The organism is Brevibacillus gelatini (assembly GCF_003710935.1).
GTDB lineage: Bacteria > Bacillota > Bacilli > Brevibacillales > Brevibacillaceae > Brevibacillus > Brevibacillus gelatini.
Map to the genome: position 1 here is coordinate 22,477 of NZ_RHHS01000039.1, position 20,404 is coordinate 42,880.

The window sequence follows — 20,404 nt, forward strand, 5'->3', positions numbered from 1 at the left end:
ATAAAAGTCAGCAGTCAGCTTCTTGTCGCACACTTCATGCCCAACGTAACTTCCTGATATGTATTCGGCGGCAATTGAAGGAGAAGTCCCGTATGGTACGGGACTTCGAACTGATTGATCTACTTGTGAGATTCTATGTATTTTACAACCTCACCAACAGAAGTGATCTTTTCAGCATCTTCGTCAGAAATCTCTAGGTCAAACTCGTCTTCGAGTTCCATTACGAGTTCCACTACATCCAGGGAGTCAGCGCCCAGGTCTTCTTTGAAAGAAGCTTCCAAAGTAATCTTGGACTCATCTACACCCAGACGATCGACGATGATTTTCTTCACGCGCTCCAATGTATCTGCCATTTTGCTTCACCCCCTCTCCCGTATTATAGTAGATGAGCTTGCAAAAAACCAGTTTACATGTACATGCCGCCATCCACATGCAGCGTTTGGCCTGTCATGTAATTGGCTGCGTCGGAAGCAAGGAACAGAACGACGGAGGCAATATCCTCTGTCTGGCCCAGGCGTGCGAGCGGAATCTGGCTGATGAGGCCAGCTTTGACATCCTCCGGCAGCACGGCTGTCATCTCGGTGTCGATAAAGCCAGGCGCTACCGCGTTCACGGTGATGCCGCGGCTCGCCAGCTCGCGGGCGGCTGTCTTGGTCAGGCCGATAACGCCTGCTTTTGCCGCCACGTAGTTAGCTTGCCCCGCATTGCCGAGCACGCCGACCACGGACGTAATGTTGATGATTTTGCCCGAGCGTTGCTTCATCATCGGACGAGTCGCCGCTTTCAGGCAATTGAATACGCCTTTCAGGTTGGTGGCAATGACTTCATCCCACTCTTCTTCCTTCATGCGCATCAGCAGGTTGTCGCGGGTAATCCCGGCGTTGTTGACGAGAATGTCGATTGTGCCGAAGTGGTCGAGCGCGGCCTTGAACATGTCGCCCACTTCCTCAGCCGAAGAAACGTTGGCGCGAACCATGATCGCATCGCGGCCGAGTTCCTTGACCTTGGCGACTGTCTCGGCTGCTGCCGCTTCACTGCCTGCGTAGTTCACCACAACATTCGCCCCTGCCTCGGCCAGCTTGATGGCAATCGCACGGCCGATCCCGCGGGAAGCGCCTGTCACGAGTGCTGTTTTTCCTGTTAACATAATAACCCTCCGTTCAAAAGCTCAGTCAAGGACTCCATGTCCTGCACCGAAATGATCGTCGTCTCGGCTGGCGCGATTTTTTTAATCAATCCCGCAAGCACTTTGCCTGGTCCGATCTCCACGAACGTAGTCACGCCCGCTTCGACCATCCACTGTACCGAATCCTCCCACAAAACCGGAGCCGATACTTGCTGCACAAGCTGCTCGACGATCGTCGCCGCTTCGGTAACAGGGCGTGCCGTCACGTTTGCCACGACAGGTACGCCTGCGTCCTGGACTGTGACGCCTGCAAGCACCGCATGCAATTTGTCTGCGGCTGGCTGCATCAGGCTGGAGTGGAACGGTCCGCTCACATTCAGCGGAAGCACACGCTTCGCTCCTTGGGCCTTGGCTTTTTCGCCCGCCAGCTTGACGCCTTCCGCCGAACCGGAGATGACGATCTGGCCTGGGCAGTTCATGTTCGCCGGCTGAACCGGATGACCGGAAGCCGTCACTTCCTCACAGACCGCTTGCAGGGCAGCCCGCTCCATGTTCAGAACCGCGGCCATCGCGCCCTGACCTGCCGGAACCGCTTCTTCCATGAATTGACCGCGTGCGCGGACGACTTTTACTGCATCGGCAAAAGACAGCGCCCCTGCTGCCACCAGCGCCGAATATTCACCCAGACTGTGACCCGCCACGAAATCCGGCGCGTAATCCGGGAGCTTTTCTTTCAATGCGGCAAGCACGGCAACACTCGCGGTCAAAATCGCCGGCTGCGTGTTCGCCGTCAGCTTCAACTCTTCTTCCGGGCCTGCAAAGCACAGGCCAGACAGCGAAAAGCCGAGCGCTTCGTCTGCCGTTTCAAAAATGTGACGGGCTGCTGCCGATTGTTCCGCGAGCGTTTGCCCCATTCCTACAAATTGCGAGCCTTGGCCCGGAAAAACAAATGCTACTTTCCCCACTACTGTCCGCTCCCTTCCGCTGGCGTGGTCGACCATTTCAGAAGCGTAGCTCCCCAGGTCAGGCCGCCGCCGAAACCTACGAGAATGACGTTGTCGCCTTCCTTGACCCGTCCGGCCGCAATCGCTTCATCCAATGCTACCGGAATGGACGCAGAGGACATGTTTCCGTACCGGTCGAGGTTAATGACCACTTTGTCCTCAGAAAGGCCGAAGCGTTGGACAGCGGAGTCGATAATCCGCTTGTTGGCCTGATGCGGCACCAACAGGTCGATGTTTTCCCGATCGACTCCGGCTTTGGACAATACCGCTTCTGTCGCGGAGTTCATCACCCGCACAGCGAATTTGAACACCTCGCTGCCCGCCATCGAGAGGTAGTGCAGGTTTTTCTCGACCGTCTCGCTCGAAGCCGGGATGCGCGAGCCGCCAGCCGGCAGGCACAGAAGCTCGCCGCCTGCGCCGTCTGCGCCAAGCTCAAACGACTGGAAGCCAAAGCCTTCGCGGACTTCGCCGATCACCGCCGCACCTGCGCCGTCTCCGAACAGTACACATGTGTTGCGGTCTTTGTAGTTCGTAATTTTGGACAGCGTCTCCACCCCGACGACCAGCACGTATTTGTACAGGCCGTTGGCAATGAATTGAGCCGCGGTTGTAATGCCGTACAAAAAGCCTGTGCAGGCAGCCGATACGTCAAGCGCCGCAGCGCGTTTTGCGCCCAGCTTTTCCTGCAGGATGCAGGCAGTCGACGGGAACATCATATCAGGCGTAACGGTTGCCACGATAATCATGTCAAGCTGCTCTGCGCTGATGTTGGCTCGCTCCAGCGCTTTTTTCGCAGCTTCATAAGCAAGGTCGGAGGAAGCTTGCTCCGGTGAGCAAATGCGACGTTCCCGGATTCCGGTGCGGGAAACAATCCACTCATCTGTTGTTTCCACCATTTTTTCCAGATCGAAGTTGCTGAGCACTCTCTCAGGTGTATAGGAGCCTGTAGCCAAAATGCCTACTGAACGCTTTTTGTCCATCTGCCTCACTCGCTTTCTCCCGTTATATTTTTTTGCAGTGCCTGCGCAATCACTTCGTTCACATCTTGCCGCACGAAGCGGGCTGCGCTGGCAATCGCGTTTTTCATCGCTCGCTCGTCAGAGGAGCCGTGTGCCTTGATGACAGGGCTTTTCAGGCCCAACAGCGGCGCTCCCCCGTATTCCGCGTAGTCCATTTTGTTCTTGAAGCGAACGAGCCCCGGCTTCAAAATGGCCGCCCCTACTTTATTAATCAGCGTCGAAGTAAACTCCTGCTTCAACAGCGAAAAGATTGTGGAGGCTGCGCCCTCTACCGCTTTCAGCAGCACGTTGCCGACAAAGCCGTCACAGACGAGCACATCGCATGCCCCTTGCATGACGTCACGCGCTTCCACGTTGCCGACAAAATTCAGGTCTGCCTGGGACAAAAGCGGGAAGACGGCTTTGGTCAGCTCGTTTCCTTTTCCTTCTTCCGTCCCTACGTTGAGCAGTCCGACTTTCGGATTTTCAAAGCACAGCACTTTTTCTGCGTACAGGCTGCCCATCACCGCGTATTGCAGCAGGTGATGCGGCTTTGCGTCCATGTTGGCGCCGACGTCGAGCGTAAGCGTGACGCGGCCCAGTACATTCGGGATAAAGGCGGCCAGAGCGGGTCGTTCAATCCCCTCCATGCGGCCTGCATAGAGCAACCCTGCCGTCATCAGCGCACCTGTATTCCCTGCAGAGATCGCTGCATCCACGATTTTTTCGCGTGCCATCTCCACTGCTACGACAAGCGAAGAATGTTTCTTGCGACGTACAGCTCGAACCGGTTCATCATCTGGCAAAATCACTTCCGTAGTAGGAACGATCTCGATGTTTGCCGGCAAGTCTTGCGGCAAGTGGTTCCGAATGGCCTGTTCATCTCCCACCAATACAACGGTAATGGCCGGGTTTTCCTTGATGGCAGCAAGCGCCCCCAAAACTGTACTTCGCGGTGCGTTATCGCCGCCCATCGCATCAACTGCAATTCGCAACCGTGTCTCCTCCTTACCTCTCATCCATGCCGATTTTGTGTCCCTGACATTTCTACAACCCGAAACGTCGCAGTAAAGACCAGTTCCCCCTGAACCTTGGTCTCCACGCGCACTTTGCACTCGTCTCCATTCCGGCTGCGCACCACTGCTTTTGCCACCAGCTTTTCGCCGATGCGCACAGGCCGAACGAAGCGGATTCGGGCGGTTGCGGTCAACGCCACATCTGCATTAATCACTGCTACTGCCAACGAGTTGGCCTGGGCAAAAATATAATGCCCCCTGGCAATCTGCGTCTTCGAAAAAACATGCTCTTCTTTTATTTCCAGTACGGAAATGGCTTGGGAATCGAGCTGCAAGTCGATGATCTCGCCGATGACTTCGTCGATCCCCAGCGATTTTACGGGGTCGAGACTTTTTTCGGCAACCGATTTGATCCGCTCGCGCAGCTCGGGAATCCCAAGCTCCAAACGGTCTAAACGTATTGTTTGAATGCTGACTTGAAATAACTCAGCCAGATCCTCGTCCGTCGCAAATGGATTATCCGCCAGCGACTGCACCAAGCGCGTCTGGCGATCTTTTTTTGGCAAGCGGGCGATGCGAAACACCCCCCTAGCGATATTCTCATTCGGATATGTATGATTGCGAGCTGTTTTTAATACCAGGTACCAAAACAGTATAAGGGAGAACATCGGCAATTACAAGTAAAGTTCTTGAAAATGTGTCTCTCACCCGCGGTACACCTCTCTGCCCTCCTTGTGGAAAAGGATTTTCGGACAGCAGGACGTCTTTGCCCTTGCAAGCAAAAAAGAGAAGACTCTTCCCGCAAGAAGAACCTTCCCTGATAAATCCACCTGCTGTCACGCGGGGCTCCCCTTCACGCCAGCCAGGTGAAATCTATCCCTTTTTTGAAAAATCGTCGTCCGCTTCGCCTGCTACGATGACTTCCACTTCGCTTTTTTCCAGCGCCTCTGCCATTTCCGGCCCCGGCTCGCGGTCCGTCACGAGCATGTCGATCCGCTCCAGGCCGGCTACGCGGTACAGCATGCTTTTGCCGAACTTGGAGTGGTCGGCGAGAACGATTACCTGATCGGCCCGCCTAATCATTTCCCGGATGAGATAGCCTTCCTCCTCATTCGTCGAGACCAGGCCGCTCGTCGTCAATCCGCACGCGCCCACCAGCAGCTTGTCGACGTGGTAATCGGCAAGGCTGGCAACGGTGCGGCTGCCGTGCACACACTGGTTTTGCGGGTTCACGTCCCCGCCGAGCAGCTTCACGAGCACGCCTTCCTTGCGCGCCACACTGGCCGCTGTCGCGATCGAATTCGTGATGATGACATGGTCTTTCGTCTGCAGCGATTCTACCGCCAATTGCACAGTCGTCGACGCATCGAGCAGCAAATAATCGCCGTCTTTTATCAGCCGGGCTGCTGCCTGGGCAATCCGGTGCTTGCCCGACAGGTCGAGCTGCATCCGCTCCTGATGGGAATAGCTTTTTTTGCTCAAACGGGGCAAAATCGCTCCGCCGCGTGTTCGCAAAATCTCGCCCTGCTCCTCCAGCTTGACGATGTCGCGCCTCGCTGTGTCGCGGGAGACAGAAAACTTTTCCATCACTTCCTGCACACTGATGCGCTGATGCTGCTGCAAATACTGCAAGATCGCGGCCAGCCGTTCCTCTTGGTACATCGCGATGTCACTCCATCCTTGCCTTTCCCCTTCATTTTAAGGCATTTGCGCATTTTAAGCAATATATCCAAACGTTAATAAGTAATATTAAGCTAAATGAGCGCACAAAAAAAGCAAGGTGATTGCTCACCTCACTTTTTACGCAGCAAAGCTTACTTTGCCACTTTCACACCTTTGTAGTGACCGCAGCTTGGGCAAACACGATGCGCAAGTTTGTATTCGTTGCAATTATCGCATTTGATCATGCCTGGAATCTCTAATTTGAAGTGCGTACGACGCATTCTTTTACGGGTTTTGGAAGTTCTCCGTTGAGGTACTGCCATCTTCCTTACACCTCCTTCAACTGACAAATGCTAAGATGCTCTATTGGGTGGATAGTATAGGCAAAATGCTATGCCATCCTTCAAAAATGAGACGCTGCATCCGAAGATCGGCGCCTCACCTTGAAAACGATAGAATACTACTTGCTGTCCTTGAAAAAGTCAGCCAACCCGGCCAAACGCGGGTCGATCCGCTCATTCTTGCAGCTGCATGCCGTTTCATTGCGGTTCACGCCGCATGTCGGGCACAACCCTTTGCAGTCCTCCTCGCACAGCGGGAAGGTCGGCATCGCAAGCAAAAAGTCCTCTTGCAACAGAGCGGTCAGCTCGATTTCGTCACCTTCGAGCGGAATAATATCGCTGTCTTCATCCTCACCCAACACCGGATCATCGGCTGATGCAAAGGTTTCGGAGAAGTCGACTGCTGCATGATGGGTAAAAGGCTTCAGACACCGGGCGCAGACAAAATCGACGTCGGCTCTCATGCTGCCTTTTACATAGTAGAGATTGCCGAGCTGTACAGCCTCGCCCTCTGCATTCACAGGAGTGATCCCGCGAATTTCCTGATGGCGGTTTTTCAGTTCCGCTGCATCGAGCGTCAACTGAAACGGCAATGGCTCGCCTTTTCGGTGTTCCAACTCTGCCAATTTAATGTTCATAGCACTTCACCTCATGCACAACAAGGATGATTATAGCCCGTGCAAAAAGCTTTGTCAACCATTTTTCCTTGACAGCTTGTTTGCTCAGGAAGTTTTCGGCTTTCGTCCATCCAGATACGCAATCGCATCCGCCACATTTTTGACGGGAACGATCTGCATGGAGGTACCGATCCGTTTGGCGGCCGCCAGGGCTTCCTGATAATTGGAGGTTGCATCAGGCGTATCCTGAGGCGCAAAGAAAATCTCTGCCCCCGCCTTGTCGGCTGCGATGACCTTGTGACTGATCCCGCCGATTCGGCCTACAGTCCCATCCAATGAAATCGTGCCTGTACCGGCTATTTTGTAGCCTTTTGTCAAATCCTTCGTCGTATCGAGCTGATCCAGGATCTCCAGCGTCATCATCAGTCCGGCAGACGGGCCGCCGATGCCCTGCGACGCGATGGTTACTTTTTTCGGAATCACGATCTGCTGCTTGTTGTCAGGGCGCACCCCGATCCCGACAGATTTTGACTCCGGCAGTGGTACCAAGGTTATCACCGTTTTGGCTTCTTGTCCATCTCTCGTGTATGTAATCTCCACCTGATCGCCAGCCTTTTTGCCGGAGAGAACCTGCAGCAAGCCTTTGGCTTCGGCGGTGCGAACCCCGTCGACTGCGGTAATGACGTCTCCGATTTTCAGCACTTTTTTGGCGGGCAGGCCGTCCAGCGTCCCCATCACCCAGACGCCTTCCTTCTCGACCTTCACCTCGTAGCCCGCCAGGCGAAACGCGACGGCTTCGGCGATTTTTTGCGAATTGTCCATTACAGCCTGCTCGCGGCGGACGAAATCGTCGTTGTCCTCGCCTTCGCTGACTACCAGCTGCTTTGGCATCAGTTCCGCGTCAGCGGCCAGGCTGGCGTAGATGTACCAGGCCAGGTTGGCCTCGCCCATGCGCACTGTGGTGAGCATGAACGAGCCTGTCTCGTCCTTTTTGCCGCCCTCCACGTCAATCATCGGCGCAAGTTCAATCGCCGAACCTGGTCGGGTCACATAGTAATTGGTCGGGATAAAAAAAGAAAGTCCAACCACCGCAAAGATCAAGCCAAAAATCCAGCTAAAGCCTCGGTTTCCACTTGATCTGCTTCTTCGTCCATTCAGCTGTTCTTCGCTCATCGGCTTTCCTCCCAGTTCGCAATCAGTTGCTGGATGCGCTCTGCCTGTGCTGCACCCTCGCGTTCGCCCAGCTCGATAATTTCCTCTACGCCAGAGTAGGCGATACTGCTATAGTGTCCAACATCCGGGCGGATTACGATGTCAGCGGCGATGATCCGATGGCGCAGAATCTCTCTTTCCATGACATCAATCGTCTGCGCGATGACATCAAAGATGCTTCCCACTTTCATCGGCGTATCTACCTGCGCGACGTCGACGGCAATGACGATGTCTGCTCCCATGTCTTTTAGCACCGTAACGGGAACCCGGTCAATGACTCCCCCGTCAACGAGCAGCCGTCCGTCTACCTTTTCCGGAACAAATATACCCGGAATGGAAATGCTCGCTCTGACCGCCTGATCGATCGGCCCCTCGCGAAAAACGACCCGCTCGCCCGATTCGATGTCCGTCGCCACAATCGCAAGGGGTTTGTTCAGCTCCTCGATCCGCTTGCCATGCGTGAGCAGCTTAATCAGCTGCTTGATTTTTTCACCCGCGACAAAACCCATACCGGGTACAGTCAGGTCAAGCCAGTGCTTGCGCTTGAGGTTTTGCGCAAGCTTTCCCATCATGTGCGGCTCGATCCCGTTCGCATACACCGCCGCGATCAGACTGCCCATACTGCTTCCTGCGAGCATGTCGATCTCAACACCGTGCGCCTCCAACGCTTTCAGGACGCCAATGTGCGCAAATCCGCGGGCTCCGCCTGAGCCTAACGCCACTCCCACGACTGGCTTTCGCTTCGCCGTCATGCAAACACCTCCTGTAACAGCCTATGTGTCCACTCCCGGTTCTTTTCACACTTGAAAGATACAAGCTCACGCATAGATCATCCTGCTGACACGTAGACATGTACTATGATCTTTTCGTCGACACAGGAGGATTCCATGTCACGCCACTCACCGATTTTCACCCTGTTGCTTGCGCTCTCGACAGTCGCGCTCGTCCTGACATTGGTGATGTATTCGCAAATTTCGTTTGAAGCCGCCGTCCGCGGACTCAAAATCTGGTGGGAAGTCGTCTTTCCCTCGACCCTTCCGTTTATTGTCCTCTCGGAAATTTTGATGGGGCTGGGTGTGGTTCACTTTGTCGGCGTGCTCCTCGAACCGTTGATGCGCCCCTTGTTCAATGTGCCCGGCACAGGCGGTTTTGTGCTCGCCATGGGCTTTTCGTCGGGCTATCCGGTAGCCGCCAAGCTGACGACCCGCTTGCGCCAGCAGGGGAACTTGTCGCAAGCGGAGGGAGAGCGGCTCGTATCGTTTACGACGACAGGCGATCCGCTGTTTGTGATGGGGGCGGTCGCCATCGGCTTTTTTCACAGCGAACAAATGGGGATTGTCCTGGCCGTGACCCATTATTTGTCGGCAGTCATCATGGGACTGGTTTATCGCTTCCACGCACCGTTTGCCGCCGTGTCTAAGCCATTGGAAAAAACGAACCTGCCACTGCCGCTCCGAGCGTTGCAAGCGATGCACCGGGCGCGTATCCGCGACGGTCGGCCGTTCGGCAAGCTGATGGGCGATGCCGTACAGTCCGCGCTGAACACGCTGTTCATGATCGGTGGCTTTATCATTGTGTTTTCCGTCTTGATCCAGTTGTTTACCGCGATTCACCTGACGCAGATGATTAGCACGCTGCTCGCCATCTTTCTCGGCCCGCTCGGGTTTCCGCCTGCCTTTTCCAAAGCGATCATCGCCGGGCTGTTTGAGGTTACGCTGGGCGCACAAGCCGCCAGTGTCGTGCCTGACAGTGTTTCCATGGTCTGGAAGGCCGCGATTGCAAGCGCCGTCCTTTCCTGGGGGGGACTGAGCGTTCACGCACAGGTTGCGAGCATTCTCAGCGAAACCGATATTCGCGTCGCGCCCTATTTTATCGCCCGTGCCCTGCACGCTTTTTTGGCGGCAATCCTGACCTTTTTCTTCTGGAATCCGCTGGTCCATGTCAGCACCTGGTTTCTGGACAAAAGCGTCCCGGTCTTCGTTCCTACTCCATCCGGTATACCAGAAACGAGCTGGTGGGAAACGATCACGTTTTCCGGAGCACTTGCCGCAGGCGTAGCTGTCCTGCTCTTTGCCATCAGCCTGCTGGCCCGTTGTTTGCAAAGCGGCAAGACGAGATAAGCAGTGTCTTCGTGCTTACAACTGTTCCATTTTGCGCTTGAGCGCCGCTTCGACTTCCGGCGGCACGAGATCAGCCACACTCGCCTTGTATCGCGCCACTTCCTTCACGATGCTGGAGCTTAAATACGAATATTGGTTGCTGGTCATCATGAAAAAGGTCTCGATCTCTTGATCGAGCTTTTTGTTGATCGAAGCCACTTGCATTTCGTATTCAAAATCGGAGACGGCCCGCAGACCGCGAATGATGACCTTGGCTCCGCGCTTGTTCATGTAGTCGATCAACAGCCCGTCAAACGAGTCCACTTCCACATTATCCATGCCCGCTGTCACCTGGCGAAGCAGCTCGACGCGCTCGTCTACGCTGAACAGGGAATTTTTTTTGGAATTAATCAGAACCGCTACGATTACCTTGTCAAACACCTTGGCACCCCGGCTGATAATATCGAGATGTCCATAGGTGACAGGATCAAAGCTTCCAGAGCAAACGGCGATCGCCATCTTGCTTCCTCCTTCTCGTGTGCTGGTTGAGCAAAGCTCGCTTACCCTTCCTCTTTGGCTTGCGGATCGTAGTAATACAGGGTCACTGCCGTATCACCATAGGTCGCTTCCCGATCTTTGACACAGTCGCCAATGGCATCGGGAAAAGAGTCTTTGCTGTCGTGCTCGGCCACGATCCAGGCGCCGTCGGCGAGCAGGCCGAGCGATTGCAGCTGCCCGATTTCCTCCACGATCTTCTGCTTGGCGTAAGGAGGGTCGAGAAATACCAGGTCAAAAGGCTGACCGCGTTTGGCCAACTGCCGGATTGCCCTCTCCGCATCCATGCGGTAAAGCTCTGCGTACTCGTCCAGTCGGCAAGTGCTGACATTTTGCTTGACGACGGAAAATGCTTTTGCATCCCGTTCGACAAAAACCGCCTTGTCCGCGCCCCTGCTCAGCGCTTCGATGCCCAGGCTGCCTGTTCCGGCGTACAAATCCAAGGCCCAGCCTCCATCAAAATACGGGCCGATCATATTAAAAATTGATTCCTTTACCTTGTCGGTCGTCGGCCGCGTCCCGACTCCCGGGACGGCCGCCAGTTTTCTGCCTCTGTGTTCTCCCGCAATGACGCGCATAATGATTTCACCTGTTTATAAAGAAGTTATACGGTATAAAAGCTGATACCATACTATCACAACTGCCTACCCCCGTAAAATTGGCCAACTGGAAAATTTATGCCGCAGATGATGTATATCCTGCACAAAGATTGGAAAACATGATGATAGCGACGCAACGGTGTCGCTGACAACCGCGGAGAAGACTTACGTTTCCCCATAAGCTCTTCCTCCGGTTTCTCCTCTCCCATAATTGAAAGGCAGTTCACTTTGGCGCACGGCGTGTCTGATAGGAGCATTCCGTGCCGGCGCTCCCCACGCGGGAGGAGTTGAACTGCTACCCCATCGTCAATTGACGAAGGGGTATTTTTTTTGCCCGCATGGGGAACAAGATACTTGCACCGATCTTACGAGGGGGAATCGACATGGCAGAAAAACAACCGTCCGCACAAAAGCTGAAAGCATCCAAGGCCCAATCCATTGCCGACCGCACCGGAGTGGGTGTCGAACAAGCGCGGGAGATGCAGTCGCGCGCGGACCAGTCGGACATTGTCAAACACGGACAGTAATGAGAAAGCAGCTTGACGCTTGCCAAGCCAGTCGCCAGAACTTGCGGCTGGCTTTTTCCATGCCAGATTGAATGTCAATGTTTGCCCGCCTGCTTTTTCCTTGCGCCATCCTGCAGCCGGCTGCAAACAATAAACTAAACAGACTGGAGTCAAGTCATTATCGCCAAACGCCAAATTCGGTCCGTACTGGAGGAATCATATGCATACCGTCTGGAAAGGCTCAATCAGCTTCGGCCTGGTCAATATCCCCGTCCGCATGTTTACGGCCACGGAAGAGCGGGACATTCGCTTTCGCCAACTGCACAAGGAATGCAACACCCCGATCAAATATTCCAAAATGTGTCCGCATTGCCAGCGGGAAGTGGAAACAAGCGAAATCGTGCGCGGGTACGAGTACGAGAAGGGGCATTTTGTCATCATCGAGGACGAAGATTTGGAGGCGATCACGCCCGAGACGCGCCGCGCCATTGAAATTCTCGACTTCGTGGACTTGTCGGAGATCGACCCGGTTTATTTTGACAAAAGCTACTTCCTGTCTCCGCAGGAAACGGGGGAAAAGGCGTATGCGCTGCTTCGCGCCGCCATGGAGCAGACCGGAAAAATCGCCGTTGCCCAGGTGACAATGCGCAATCGGCAAAGTCTCGCCGTCATCCGGCTGCACGAGCATTGCATCATGCTGGAAACGATTTTCTACCCGGACGAGGTGCGCCCTGTCCATCAGGTGCCCGCTTTGCCGGATGCTTCTGTCCCGCTCGCAGAAAACGAGCTGAAAATGGCCACCGAGTTGATCGCGAATATGACTGTCCCGTTCGATCCTGCCAAATACACCGACCAATACCGCGTCGATCTGCAGGAAATGATCGAGAAAAAGCTGGAGGGTCAGGAGATTGCTACCGCTCCGACGATTGCGCGCACGAATGTGATCGATCTGATGCAAGCCCTGAAGGAAAGCCTGGCTTCTACTGCAGGCCAAACGAGCAGCCCCGTAAAGCTGGAGCCAGAGCCAACCCCGGCAACCACGCAGCCGAAAGCAGGGCGCAAACGGGCCGCTGCTGCAAAGAAAACGGACAAGGCAACGTCACCAGACAAAGAAGCGGCGGGGAAAGCGGGGCCTGGGCCGACTTCGACGACGAAAACGCTGCGTCGCAAAAAAGTTACTTCTGTGTAGTAGCGTTGGAATAGTTTGCCGTGCCGTGCGGGAGTCGAGTCATAGGCGGAGCTTTTGCTGGCTTTTCGTTGTCGGAGAAGGTTTGCTTGCGTTCACTGCTTCTATCCCGATACCTGGTGCAAACAGTCTATGTCACAAAAAACGGGTCAATCATGGTGAACACCGACCATAATTGACCCTTTCATCGTTAAAGTTAGTTTTTTGGGTTTTTATAACACCAGTCTGCATCATACGGTAACGATTTTAATTTTTGCATATCTTCCCAACTGTAGACCCAATCATAATCTGCGACCCAAAAGTAATCGTTGGGGTTTAGCTTGAGATATTCGTAAATAAAACGGAAAATTACTTCCTCTGCTCCATAAACTTCTTCAATCGTCCCGATAATACTAACGGGCCATCTACAATATTTCCATCTTGGTTCCGCATTTCGAATATAACCGACCAACATGGATAGCGATTACTATTATTGCTGATATTTACTAATGTAAATTTAAAAGTATTAGATGGGGTCTGGGAAACATACTCGAGCGCTATTTTTTTGACATCTTCTTCAGTGACTTTTTTCTGTAATCACACATTTATCGAATTCCTCCGAAATTATCAATATACCAGTTTGCATGCCCTCGCTCAGCTTCATTTAACATATCTCCAACCTTGCCTCCATTGGGTTTAATCTTTTTCGCATTCTCTGTCAAAATTCCTGTCGCTTTCCCAACTGATTTTTGCAGCTTCTGAAAACCTTTACTTCTCCCCATCGTTGCCACATTAAGGAAGATCCCTCCTGCTGCAAATACATCCTCCTTGGTTAACTTGCCATCCAGCAGGATCGCTACATCCTCTTTCAGCGGTTCCACATAACCTTCTTTATACAAACTGTTTGACACCCTTCGGCAGTTCCTTCGCCGCTTTGTGCATTTCTCCCGGCAACTCGCGCTTTAATTTTTATATGCACAAAAAAACCTGCCCCAGCTGCGGACAGGCTTTTGCTTATCATTTTACGATCTGCTGTTCCGGTTCAATATGAATGTGAACCGTATTGATTTTGTGCACACGTTTCATCTGTTCTTCGATATTTTCGGTGATGGTGTGGCTTTCCACTACGTTCAACTGCGGATCGACATGGATCACGACGTCAACGAGTACACTGCTGCCGTGATAACGTGCCTTAATATCACTGATCGCCTTCACCCCGGGAATGGAGACGATCGTCTCCCTCAACTTCTCCAGTTGTCCCTCATCAAAGCCATCGGTCAAACGATGCGTTGCCTCCCGGAAAATATCCCACGCTGTCTTCAAGATGATGACCCCGACCACAAAAGCTGCCAGCGGGTCGAGCCAATGGAGCTGGAACTGGGCACCCGCCACTCCCACAAACGTCCCGATGCTGACGAAGGCGTCCGAACGATTGTCGGCTGCGGCCGCGAGCAGCGCCTGGCTGTTCGTTTTCACGGCGAGCTGGCGATTGTAGCGATAGACTCCCAGCATGACAGCCGCTGTCGCCAGCGCCGTCCAGCCCGCGAGCATGTCCGGAGCCGTGTGGTTTGTATCAAACAGCGTCGGAACCGCTCCGGTAATGACCTCCAGTCCGACAAACAGCATGATGAACGACGCGACCAAGGCAGAGATCGTCTCTGCGCGAAAGTGACCGTACGGATGGTCGCGATCCGGCGGCTTGCGGGCAATGCGCAGCCCGATCAACACCGCAATCGATGCCACCACGTCCGTCGAATTGTTCAGCCCGTCCGCCATCAACGCCGCCGAGCCGGTCAGCGCAGCCACTCCTATTTTCAACGCCGAGCAGAAAATATAGGCGATAATACTGACCCACGCGCCCCGCTCTCCCTGCTTCAGATCCGAATATACATCCACACACATCACCTCAAAAAATCTCAATCGCCCAGTTCACGAAAAAGCCTTAGAACAGAACGTATGAAAGCAGTTTCTCGTTTTCGATTTTCATCGTAACAGACGCAATTCGTGTGGGTCTACAGAAACAGTTTTAGTCCGATTCACGACTATAGAAGGGGGGAAAATATGTTGCCCTGCGGCAATTTTTGTTGGAAACTTTTTCTTGCCAATAACGGGTCATGTCCGGTATCCTAAACTTGCAATCACAACAAAAAACAAGCACGGGAGCTTGGAAATCACCAGGCTGAGAGGATGGTACTGTGCCATCGACCGTTGAACCTGAACTGGGTAATGCCAGCGGAGGAATGTCCATATGACAGATGAGCGACGTGTATCTTTTTTTCGATACCCGTCTCTTCTCTGCTCTCGCGTCTGGCGTCGCATACTCTCATGCGGCGCTTTTTCGCGACGGGCCTCTTTCGCCTCCCTACAAGGTTCGCGCTTTCGTGCAACCACGCCAAGGAGGTTTTTTTATGTCATCCATTTCATCTTTTCCCGGAAGCCGCAAAGTATACGAAGTAGGCAGCCGCCCCGACATTCGCGTGCCGATGCGCGAAATTACGCTATCGCCTTCCAAGGGGCTGTACGGCGACACGCCCAACCCGCCGATTCGCGTGTACGACACGAGCGGCGAATACACCGCCGAAGGCTATGTTGCCGACATCAAAAAAGGACTCCCGCTCCTGCGTCAGCGCTGGATCGAGGAACGCAGCGATACGGAGTGCTATGCAGGCCGCGAACCGAAGCCTGTGGACGACGGACTTCGCAGCTTTGACAGCGCAGAGAAAATATCCGCTTTCCCGCGTGAAGGCTATCGGCCGCGACGGGCGAAGCCAGGCAAGACAGTCACCCAGCTTCACTACGCCCGCCGCAACATCATCACGCCGGAGATGGAGTTCATCGCCATCCGCGAAGGCGTCACGCCGGAGTTCGTTCGCGCCGAGGTGGCGGCAGGCCGCGCGATCATTCCCGCCAATATCAATCACCCGGAAGCGGAGCCGATGATTATCGGCCGGAATTTTCACGTCAAGGTCAACGCCAACATCGGCACATCCGCCGTCAGTTCCTCGATGGAAGAGGAAGTCGAAAAAATGATCTGGTCGGTGCGCTGGGGCGCGGACACGATCATGGACCTGTCGACCGGAAAGCACATTCACACGACGCGCGAGTGGATCATCCGCAACAGTCCTGTACCTGTCGGAACCGTCCCGATCTATCAGGCGCTGGAAAAGGTGAACGGAAAAGCGGAGGAACTGACCTGGGAAATCTACCGGGATACGCTGATTGAACAAGCGGAACAAGGCGTCGATTACTTCACCATTCACGCCGGCGTCCTGCTCCGCTACATTCCGCTGACCGCGAAGCGCGTGACCGGGATCGTCTCGCGCGGCGGCTCCATTCTGGCGGCGTGGTGCCTCGCCCATCACAAGGAAAACTTTTTGTACACGCATTTTGAAGAGATTTGCGAAATTCTCAAGGCGTACGACATCAGTATTTCCCTTGGCGACGGCTTGCGCCCCGGCTCGATTGCCGACGCGAATGACGAAGCCCAGTTTGCCGAGCTGGAAACACTCGGGGAACTGACCAAAATCGCCTGGAAGCACGATGTGCAGGTCATGATCGAAGGACCCGGCCACGTGCCGATGCACCTCATTCGCGAAAACATGGACAAACAGCTTGCGCTCTGCCACGAGGCGCCTTTTTACACACTCGGGCCGCTGACGACAGACATCGCCCCCGGCTACGACCACATCACGTCGGCGATTGGCGCCGCGATGATCGGCTGGTTTGGAACCGCGATGCTCTGCTACGTCACGCCCAAAGAGCATCTCGGTCTGCCGAACAAGGAAGACGTGCGCAACGGTCTCATTGCCTATAAAATTGCGGCCCACGCAGCGGATTTGGCCAAAGGCCACCCGCGAGCGAAACAGCGCGACGATGCCCTGTCCAAAGCCCGCTTCGAGTTTCGCTGGAACGATCAGTTCAACCTCTCGCTCGACCCCGAGCGCGCCCGCGAATACCACGACGAGACACTGCCTGCCGAAGCAGCGAAGTCCGCACACTTTTGCTCGATGTGCGGTCCGAAATTTTGCAGCATGAAAATCTCGCACGACATCCGCAACCAGGCACAGGAGCAGGAGGAGATCGATCCTGCGGCCATCGCAGCGGGTCTGCAAGAAAAAGCCCGCGAATTTCGCGACCAGGGAAGCCAACTGTACAAATAAGTCCCCGGAGGTGGCTGGCAAGTGAAGGAAGCTTTGCGCTTGCGAGCAGAGATCGCTCGCCTGGAGGGTGACCTTGAACGTCTGAAACGCCAATTGCACCTTTTGCAAAATGAATGTGAGCATGAGTTCATCGAGACCCCGCTCGCCCGCACCTGCACCAAATGTCTGCAAACGGAAAGTCTCTATTATTAGGTAAAAAAAGACCGCTCTCCTTGAACGGCAGTTCCGTTCAGGGAGAGCGGTCTGTTCTTTTGTTCGGATCAACCTGAGCTTTTGACTTGCAAAGGCAGCCCTTCCTTGTAATACAGCTCAGGCGACAGCAGGATAAAGAAAATATGGACATTCGTGAAACCTTGTTTTTGCAAAATCCGGTTCATCGTGCTGGCTATTTCATCGTGTTGCCTTTGCTCCCTGGGAAACATCATGATTTCCAAGGACAGCGGACTATTCGTCAACTGCTCGACCAGAAGCAGCTCCAGCTTGACCTTTTCCTCGCTCACTTCTGCGATGCGGGCAAACTCTTCTATGATAAGGGGGGATACCGATTGCAGCTTTTCTTTTTCAAAGCCTTTAAAGCGAAGAAATGGCAAGTCAATTCCTTCTTTCCGGAACGGACAGCTGCCGACAGCAGCAGCGCTGAAACAGTTCCCAAAATCATTACCTTAGCAATTATAAACTACAGTCTATTTCTGCATCAATGAAGAAAAAGAATAAAGCGCCAGAAGACAAAAAAAGGACTATATCCGAAAAACAACTCTCTCCTTGCGAGCTTGTGGTGGACGTACCACGACAGGAGGTTGCGAGTCAGCCAGATATAGTCCATCCATACTTTTTCCAACGCGTTTTCGATCGTGTATGGTGATTCGTGAACTGTCCCTTAGTATAACGCAAATACAATACTTAATCAATAAAAAAGTTTCGTAAAAATTCATGTAATACCCTCCGTCCCGACATGTGCATAGACGAAGGCAAATCGTGACACGGTACAAATGGCAAGTACAATACACATACAGGAGGCTACCATGAAGCTTACGCCGGTTATTCCATTCGAGCCGACGACGACGGATGAAATCGCCGAAGGCCCCGAGTGGATCGCACAGGTCAAATGGGACGGCATCAGGCTCTTGACGTACTACGACGGCCGCTCCGTCAAGCTGTATAACCGAAAGACTAACGAGCGCACACTGCATTACCCCGAGATTGCTGCGATCTCCGAGTATTGCCGAGCTCAATCTGTCATCCTCGATGGCGAGGTCATTGCGCTTGGCGCTGATGGCAAGCCTTCCTTTTATGAGGTCATGCGCAGGGACGGCATCAGACGGATGGAAAAAGTCGCTTTCGTACAGCGTCAGGTCCCCATCTTCTACATGATTTTTGACGTCCTGTACGCAAACGGCGAGTGGGTCACTGCCTGTTCCCTGGCAGAACGCCAGCGCCTTTTGCAAGAGCTCGTCTCCCCGACGCCTACGGTGCAGCTCGTCGACAATTTTGCCAGCGGCCGGGAGTTGTTTCAGCTGATCGAGCAGCAAGGGATGGAAGGCGTTATCGTAAAAAATTTGACCAGCACATATGCCATCAACGGAAAAGACGCGCGCTGGCAAAAGAAAAAAAACTACCGCGATTTGATCGCTGTGGTGGGCGGAGTCACGATGCGGGATCAGACCGTCAATTCCCTGCTTCTCGGGTTATACGACAACCAGGGAGCTCTCTGGTACATCGGCCATGCCGGAACCGGAAAGCTGACCCAAAGCGATTGGCGGAGCTTGACGGACAAAATTCAACCGTTGATCCAGGCCGACATGCCTTTTTGCAACAAACCGGAACGCATGGGCACAGCAATCTGGCTAAAGCCGCAGCTCACAGCCAAAATCCAATACACGGAGTGGGCAAGCGGACACTCGCTACGCCAGCCGAGCATCCAAGGCTTCGTCGACATCCCTGCCCGCCAATGTACGTTTGAAACGTGATGGGCGGACGGCTCCTACCGCGAATCCTCCTGCTGGGTAGACCGCTCCAGCCTGTGCTTGCCGTGGTTGAGCGCCTGCATTTCTCCGTAGCTCGCGAGCGCCCCGATCACCAGAAAAACAAAATAGATGATCGCCGTCGCGATTCCGGCCGCCGGAGACTTGTCCCCGATCTTATCCCCGATCAGGATCGTGAGAAAGCAGCCGGCGATACTGATGATTCCCCCCCACACCATCAGGCGGAAAAAGCGATGCAGCTTTGTGCCTTTCGGGATCAGTATCTCGCTTTCTTTCTGTTTTTTCCTGCGCGCGGCGATGAACAGAAAAAGGAGCAGCGGCACCTGAAAAATCAGGACGTACAGCGTGAAGCTGTAACTGAGAAACTGGTCGATATCCGACACTTTTGGAAAGGCGAGCAGGGAAGTCACCACCATGAAGCAGCCGGCGGGCGCGTTGTACGTGTTGTAGTGCATCTGCCCGCCAAACGACCCGACCCCTACGAGAAAAGCCAGATACGCGACGATGACTTTAATACTGAACACCGGAAACCACATGCTGAACAAGACCATTTCCACACGGTCGAGAAAGTCCGTCAGGTGAATTTGCTGCACGAGAATGTAAATGGGAAAGTTGAGCCGCCCCGCAATGATGTGGCCCATCACTCCGAGAAGAATCAAGACGATAATCGTAGTGGTTAAACATACAATCATGATCCCATGCTTCATGGCGGCAAACATCAGGCGCGATTCGCTGCTGGCATGCAGAAAAGCGCCAAACAGCAGGATGTTTCCATATACGCCGATCGGCAGCAGGTTGCTTACGAAAATCCGTTCCAGACTCGCGCTCAGAATCGGCTCCAGCCGCTCGATGCTGTACTCGTTCATCAGGAGAAAGTAAAGCAGGAAACACATGATGAAGTAGGCGGGAAAATATATTTCGTTGACCCTTGCCGCCACCTCCAGGCTCGTTTTGCCGTAGTACATCAACAGGAGAACGAACACAAACAGGATAATTTCCAACGGCGTGTGCGGCAGCAGGGAAATGCGCAAAAAATCGGCAGCCCCCTTAATATCGAGGGCGAGGATCATCCATACGTAAAACAGGATAATCATGTTGATGAATCCGCCAATCCATTTGCCGCAGATGATAAACATGATCTCAAACAAATTTTTTCCAGGGTAGGCGTGCACAAGTTCCGACAAGACATAGGCAACGAGTATGGCATAGCAAGCCGGAACAATTTGCGAGAACCACGCATCCATCTTGGCCACCTGGATAACGGCTCGAAAAAAGCTTATCATCATCCCCGTCATCAGCAAACTGAAGACCAGCCAGGCAATTTGCCGATGATTGATAACTTGCTTGTGTATCATGCACTCC

General features: G+C 53.8%; 23 protein-coding genes and 1 riboswitch. Of the genes, 6 read left to right on the top strand and 17 right to left on the bottom strand.

Translation table 11 applies throughout. From position 1 onward, the window contains the following. Positions 1–119: 119 nt before the first annotated feature. The 11 genes from acpP to EDM57_RS16240 form a co-directional block, all read right to left on the bottom strand. Positions 120–353 carry an acyl carrier protein gene (gene acpP, locus EDM57_RS16190; RefSeq protein WP_005834336.1) on the bottom strand — a complete coding sequence of 78 codons (234 nt, stop codon included), beginning with the start codon at positions 351–353 and terminating at the stop codon, positions 120–122. 53 nt (positions 354–406) lie between these two features. Beyond that, on the bottom strand, positions 407–1,147 hold the full coding sequence (fabG, locus tag EDM57_RS16195) for a 3-oxoacyl-[acyl-carrier-protein] reductase (RefSeq protein ID WP_122905729.1): 741 nt from the start codon (positions 1,145–1,147) through the stop codon (positions 407–409). Then, positions 1,141–2,091: an ACP S-malonyltransferase gene (fabD, locus tag EDM57_RS16200; protein WP_122905730.1), complete on the bottom strand. Its 951-nt coding sequence runs from the start codon at positions 2,089–2,091 to the stop codon at positions 1,141–1,143. The genes fabG and fabD overlap by 7 nt, the downstream gene beginning before the upstream one ends. After that, entirely contained in the window at positions 2,091–3,110 is a 1,020-nt protein-coding gene (locus EDM57_RS16205; protein ID WP_122905860.1) for a beta-ketoacyl-ACP synthase III, read from the bottom strand. Before EDM57_RS16205 ends, fabD begins: the two co-directional genes overlap by 1 nt. A 5-nt stretch (positions 3,111–3,115) precedes the next feature. Further along, positions 3,116–4,123, bottom strand: a complete 1,008-nt coding sequence (plsX, locus tag EDM57_RS16210) for a phosphate acyltransferase PlsX (RefSeq protein ID WP_122905731.1) — start codon at positions 4,121–4,123, stop codon at positions 3,116–3,118. A gap of 20 nt (positions 4,124–4,143) precedes the next feature. Continuing rightward, positions 4,144–4,728 carry a transcription factor FapR gene (gene fapR, locus EDM57_RS16215; protein WP_122905732.1) on the bottom strand — a complete coding sequence of 195 codons (585 nt, stop codon included), beginning with the start codon at positions 4,726–4,728 and terminating at the stop codon, positions 4,144–4,146. A gap of 289 nt (positions 4,729–5,017) precedes the next feature. After that, a complete protein-coding gene (locus EDM57_RS16220; RefSeq protein ID WP_122905733.1) occupies positions 5,018–5,806 on the bottom strand; it encodes a DeoR/GlpR family DNA-binding transcription regulator in 789 nt (262 codons plus the stop codon). Positions 5,807–5,958: 152 nt separating this feature from the next. Then, positions 5,959–6,129, bottom strand: a complete 171-nt coding sequence (gene rpmF, locus EDM57_RS16225) for a 50S ribosomal protein L32 (protein WP_122905734.1) — start codon at positions 6,127–6,129, stop codon at positions 5,959–5,961. 137 nt (positions 6,130–6,266) lie between these two features. Next, the gene (locus tag EDM57_RS16230; protein ID WP_122905735.1) at positions 6,267–6,785 is read right to left on the bottom strand and encodes a YceD family protein; all 519 of its coding nucleotides are present in this window, start codon (positions 6,783–6,785) and stop codon (positions 6,267–6,269) included. Between the two features lie 84 nt (positions 6,786–6,869). Continuing rightward, positions 6,870–7,937 (bottom strand): SepM family pheromone-processing serine protease, encoded by a 1,068-nt coding sequence (locus EDM57_RS16235; RefSeq protein WP_122905736.1) that lies wholly within the window; start codon positions 7,935–7,937, stop codon positions 6,870–6,872. Continuing rightward, positions 7,934–8,728 carry a patatin-like phospholipase family protein gene (locus tag EDM57_RS16240; protein WP_122905737.1) on the bottom strand — a complete coding sequence of 265 codons (795 nt, stop codon included), beginning with the start codon at positions 8,726–8,728 and terminating at the stop codon, positions 7,934–7,936. Before EDM57_RS16240 ends, EDM57_RS16235 begins: the two co-directional genes overlap by 4 nt. A 135-nt stretch (positions 8,729–8,863) precedes the next feature. Between EDM57_RS16240 and ylbJ the strand changes: the two genes are divergently transcribed. Further along, on the top strand, positions 8,864–10,096 hold the full coding sequence (gene ylbJ / locus EDM57_RS16245; protein WP_122905738.1) for a sporulation integral membrane protein YlbJ: 1,233 nt from the start codon (positions 8,864–8,866) through the stop codon (positions 10,094–10,096). Positions 10,097–10,111: 15 nt separating this feature from the next. Here ylbJ and coaD read toward each other — a convergent pair whose 3' ends face one another. Continuing rightward, complete coding sequence (coaD, locus tag EDM57_RS16250; RefSeq protein ID WP_122905739.1) at positions 10,112–10,594, bottom strand: pantetheine-phosphate adenylyltransferase; 483 nt, start codon at positions 10,592–10,594, stop codon at positions 10,112–10,114. Positions 10,595–10,635: 41 nt separating this feature from the next. After that, on the bottom strand, positions 10,636–11,208 hold the full coding sequence (gene rsmD / locus EDM57_RS16255; protein ID WP_122905740.1) for a 16S rRNA (guanine(966)-N(2))-methyltransferase RsmD: 573 nt from the start codon (positions 11,206–11,208) through the stop codon (positions 10,636–10,638). Between the two features lie 404 nt (positions 11,209–11,612). Here rsmD and EDM57_RS23400 point away from each other — a divergent pair, with 404 nt between their 5' ends. Next, complete coding sequence (locus EDM57_RS23400; protein WP_170163461.1) at positions 11,613–11,756, top strand: hypothetical protein; 144 nt, start codon at positions 11,613–11,615, stop codon at positions 11,754–11,756. Positions 11,757–11,955: 199 nt separating this feature from the next. After that, positions 11,956–12,924, top strand: a complete 969-nt coding sequence (gene ku / locus EDM57_RS16265) for a non-homologous end joining protein Ku (protein ID WP_122905742.1) — start codon at positions 11,956–11,958, stop codon at positions 12,922–12,924. Between the two features lie 581 nt (positions 12,925–13,505). Here the strand turns inward: ku and EDM57_RS16275 are convergent. Together EDM57_RS16275 and EDM57_RS16280 are read right to left on the bottom strand one after the other, a co-directional pair. Continuing rightward, the gene (locus tag EDM57_RS16275) at positions 13,506–13,799 is read right to left on the bottom strand and encodes a hypothetical protein (RefSeq protein ID WP_122905743.1); all 294 of its coding nucleotides are present in this window, start codon (positions 13,797–13,799) and stop codon (positions 13,506–13,508) included. Between the two features lie 118 nt (positions 13,800–13,917). Further along, a complete protein-coding gene (locus tag EDM57_RS16280) occupies positions 13,918–14,796 on the bottom strand; it encodes a cation diffusion facilitator family transporter (RefSeq protein WP_122905744.1) in 879 nt (292 codons plus the stop codon). A 251-nt stretch (positions 14,797–15,047) separates the two neighbouring features. Then, a riboswitch (TPP riboswitch) is annotated at positions 15,048–15,158 on the top strand. 150 nt (positions 15,159–15,308) lie between these two features. Here EDM57_RS16280 and thiC point away from each other — a divergent pair. Together thiC and EDM57_RS23405 are read left to right on the top strand one after the other, a co-directional pair. After that, complete coding sequence (gene thiC / locus EDM57_RS16285) at positions 15,309–17,060, top strand: phosphomethylpyrimidine synthase ThiC (RefSeq protein ID WP_122905745.1); 1,752 nt, start codon at positions 15,309–15,311, stop codon at positions 17,058–17,060. Positions 17,061–17,081: 21 nt separating this feature from the next. Next, positions 17,082–17,252, top strand: a complete 171-nt coding sequence (locus tag EDM57_RS23405; protein WP_170163462.1) for a hypothetical protein — start codon at positions 17,082–17,084, stop codon at positions 17,250–17,252. Positions 17,253–17,320: 68 nt separating this feature from the next. Here EDM57_RS23405 and EDM57_RS16290 read toward each other — a convergent pair whose 3' ends face one another. Further along, the gene (locus EDM57_RS16290) at positions 17,321–17,650 is read right to left on the bottom strand and encodes a DUF1904 family protein (RefSeq protein ID WP_122905746.1); all 330 of its coding nucleotides are present in this window, start codon (positions 17,648–17,650) and stop codon (positions 17,321–17,323) included. 432 nt (positions 17,651–18,082) lie between these two features. Between EDM57_RS16290 and EDM57_RS16295 the strand changes: the two genes are divergently transcribed. Next, a complete protein-coding gene (locus EDM57_RS16295) occupies positions 18,083–19,027 on the top strand; it encodes an ATP-dependent DNA ligase (RefSeq protein WP_122905747.1) in 945 nt (314 codons plus the stop codon). Between the two features lie 14 nt (positions 19,028–19,041). Here the strand turns inward: EDM57_RS16295 and EDM57_RS16300 are convergent, their stop codons facing one another. After that, complete coding sequence (locus EDM57_RS16300; protein ID WP_122905748.1) at positions 19,042–20,397, bottom strand: GerAB/ArcD/ProY family transporter; 1,356 nt, start codon at positions 20,395–20,397, stop codon at positions 19,042–19,044. Between the last annotated feature and the right edge of the window lie 7 nt (positions 20,398–20,404).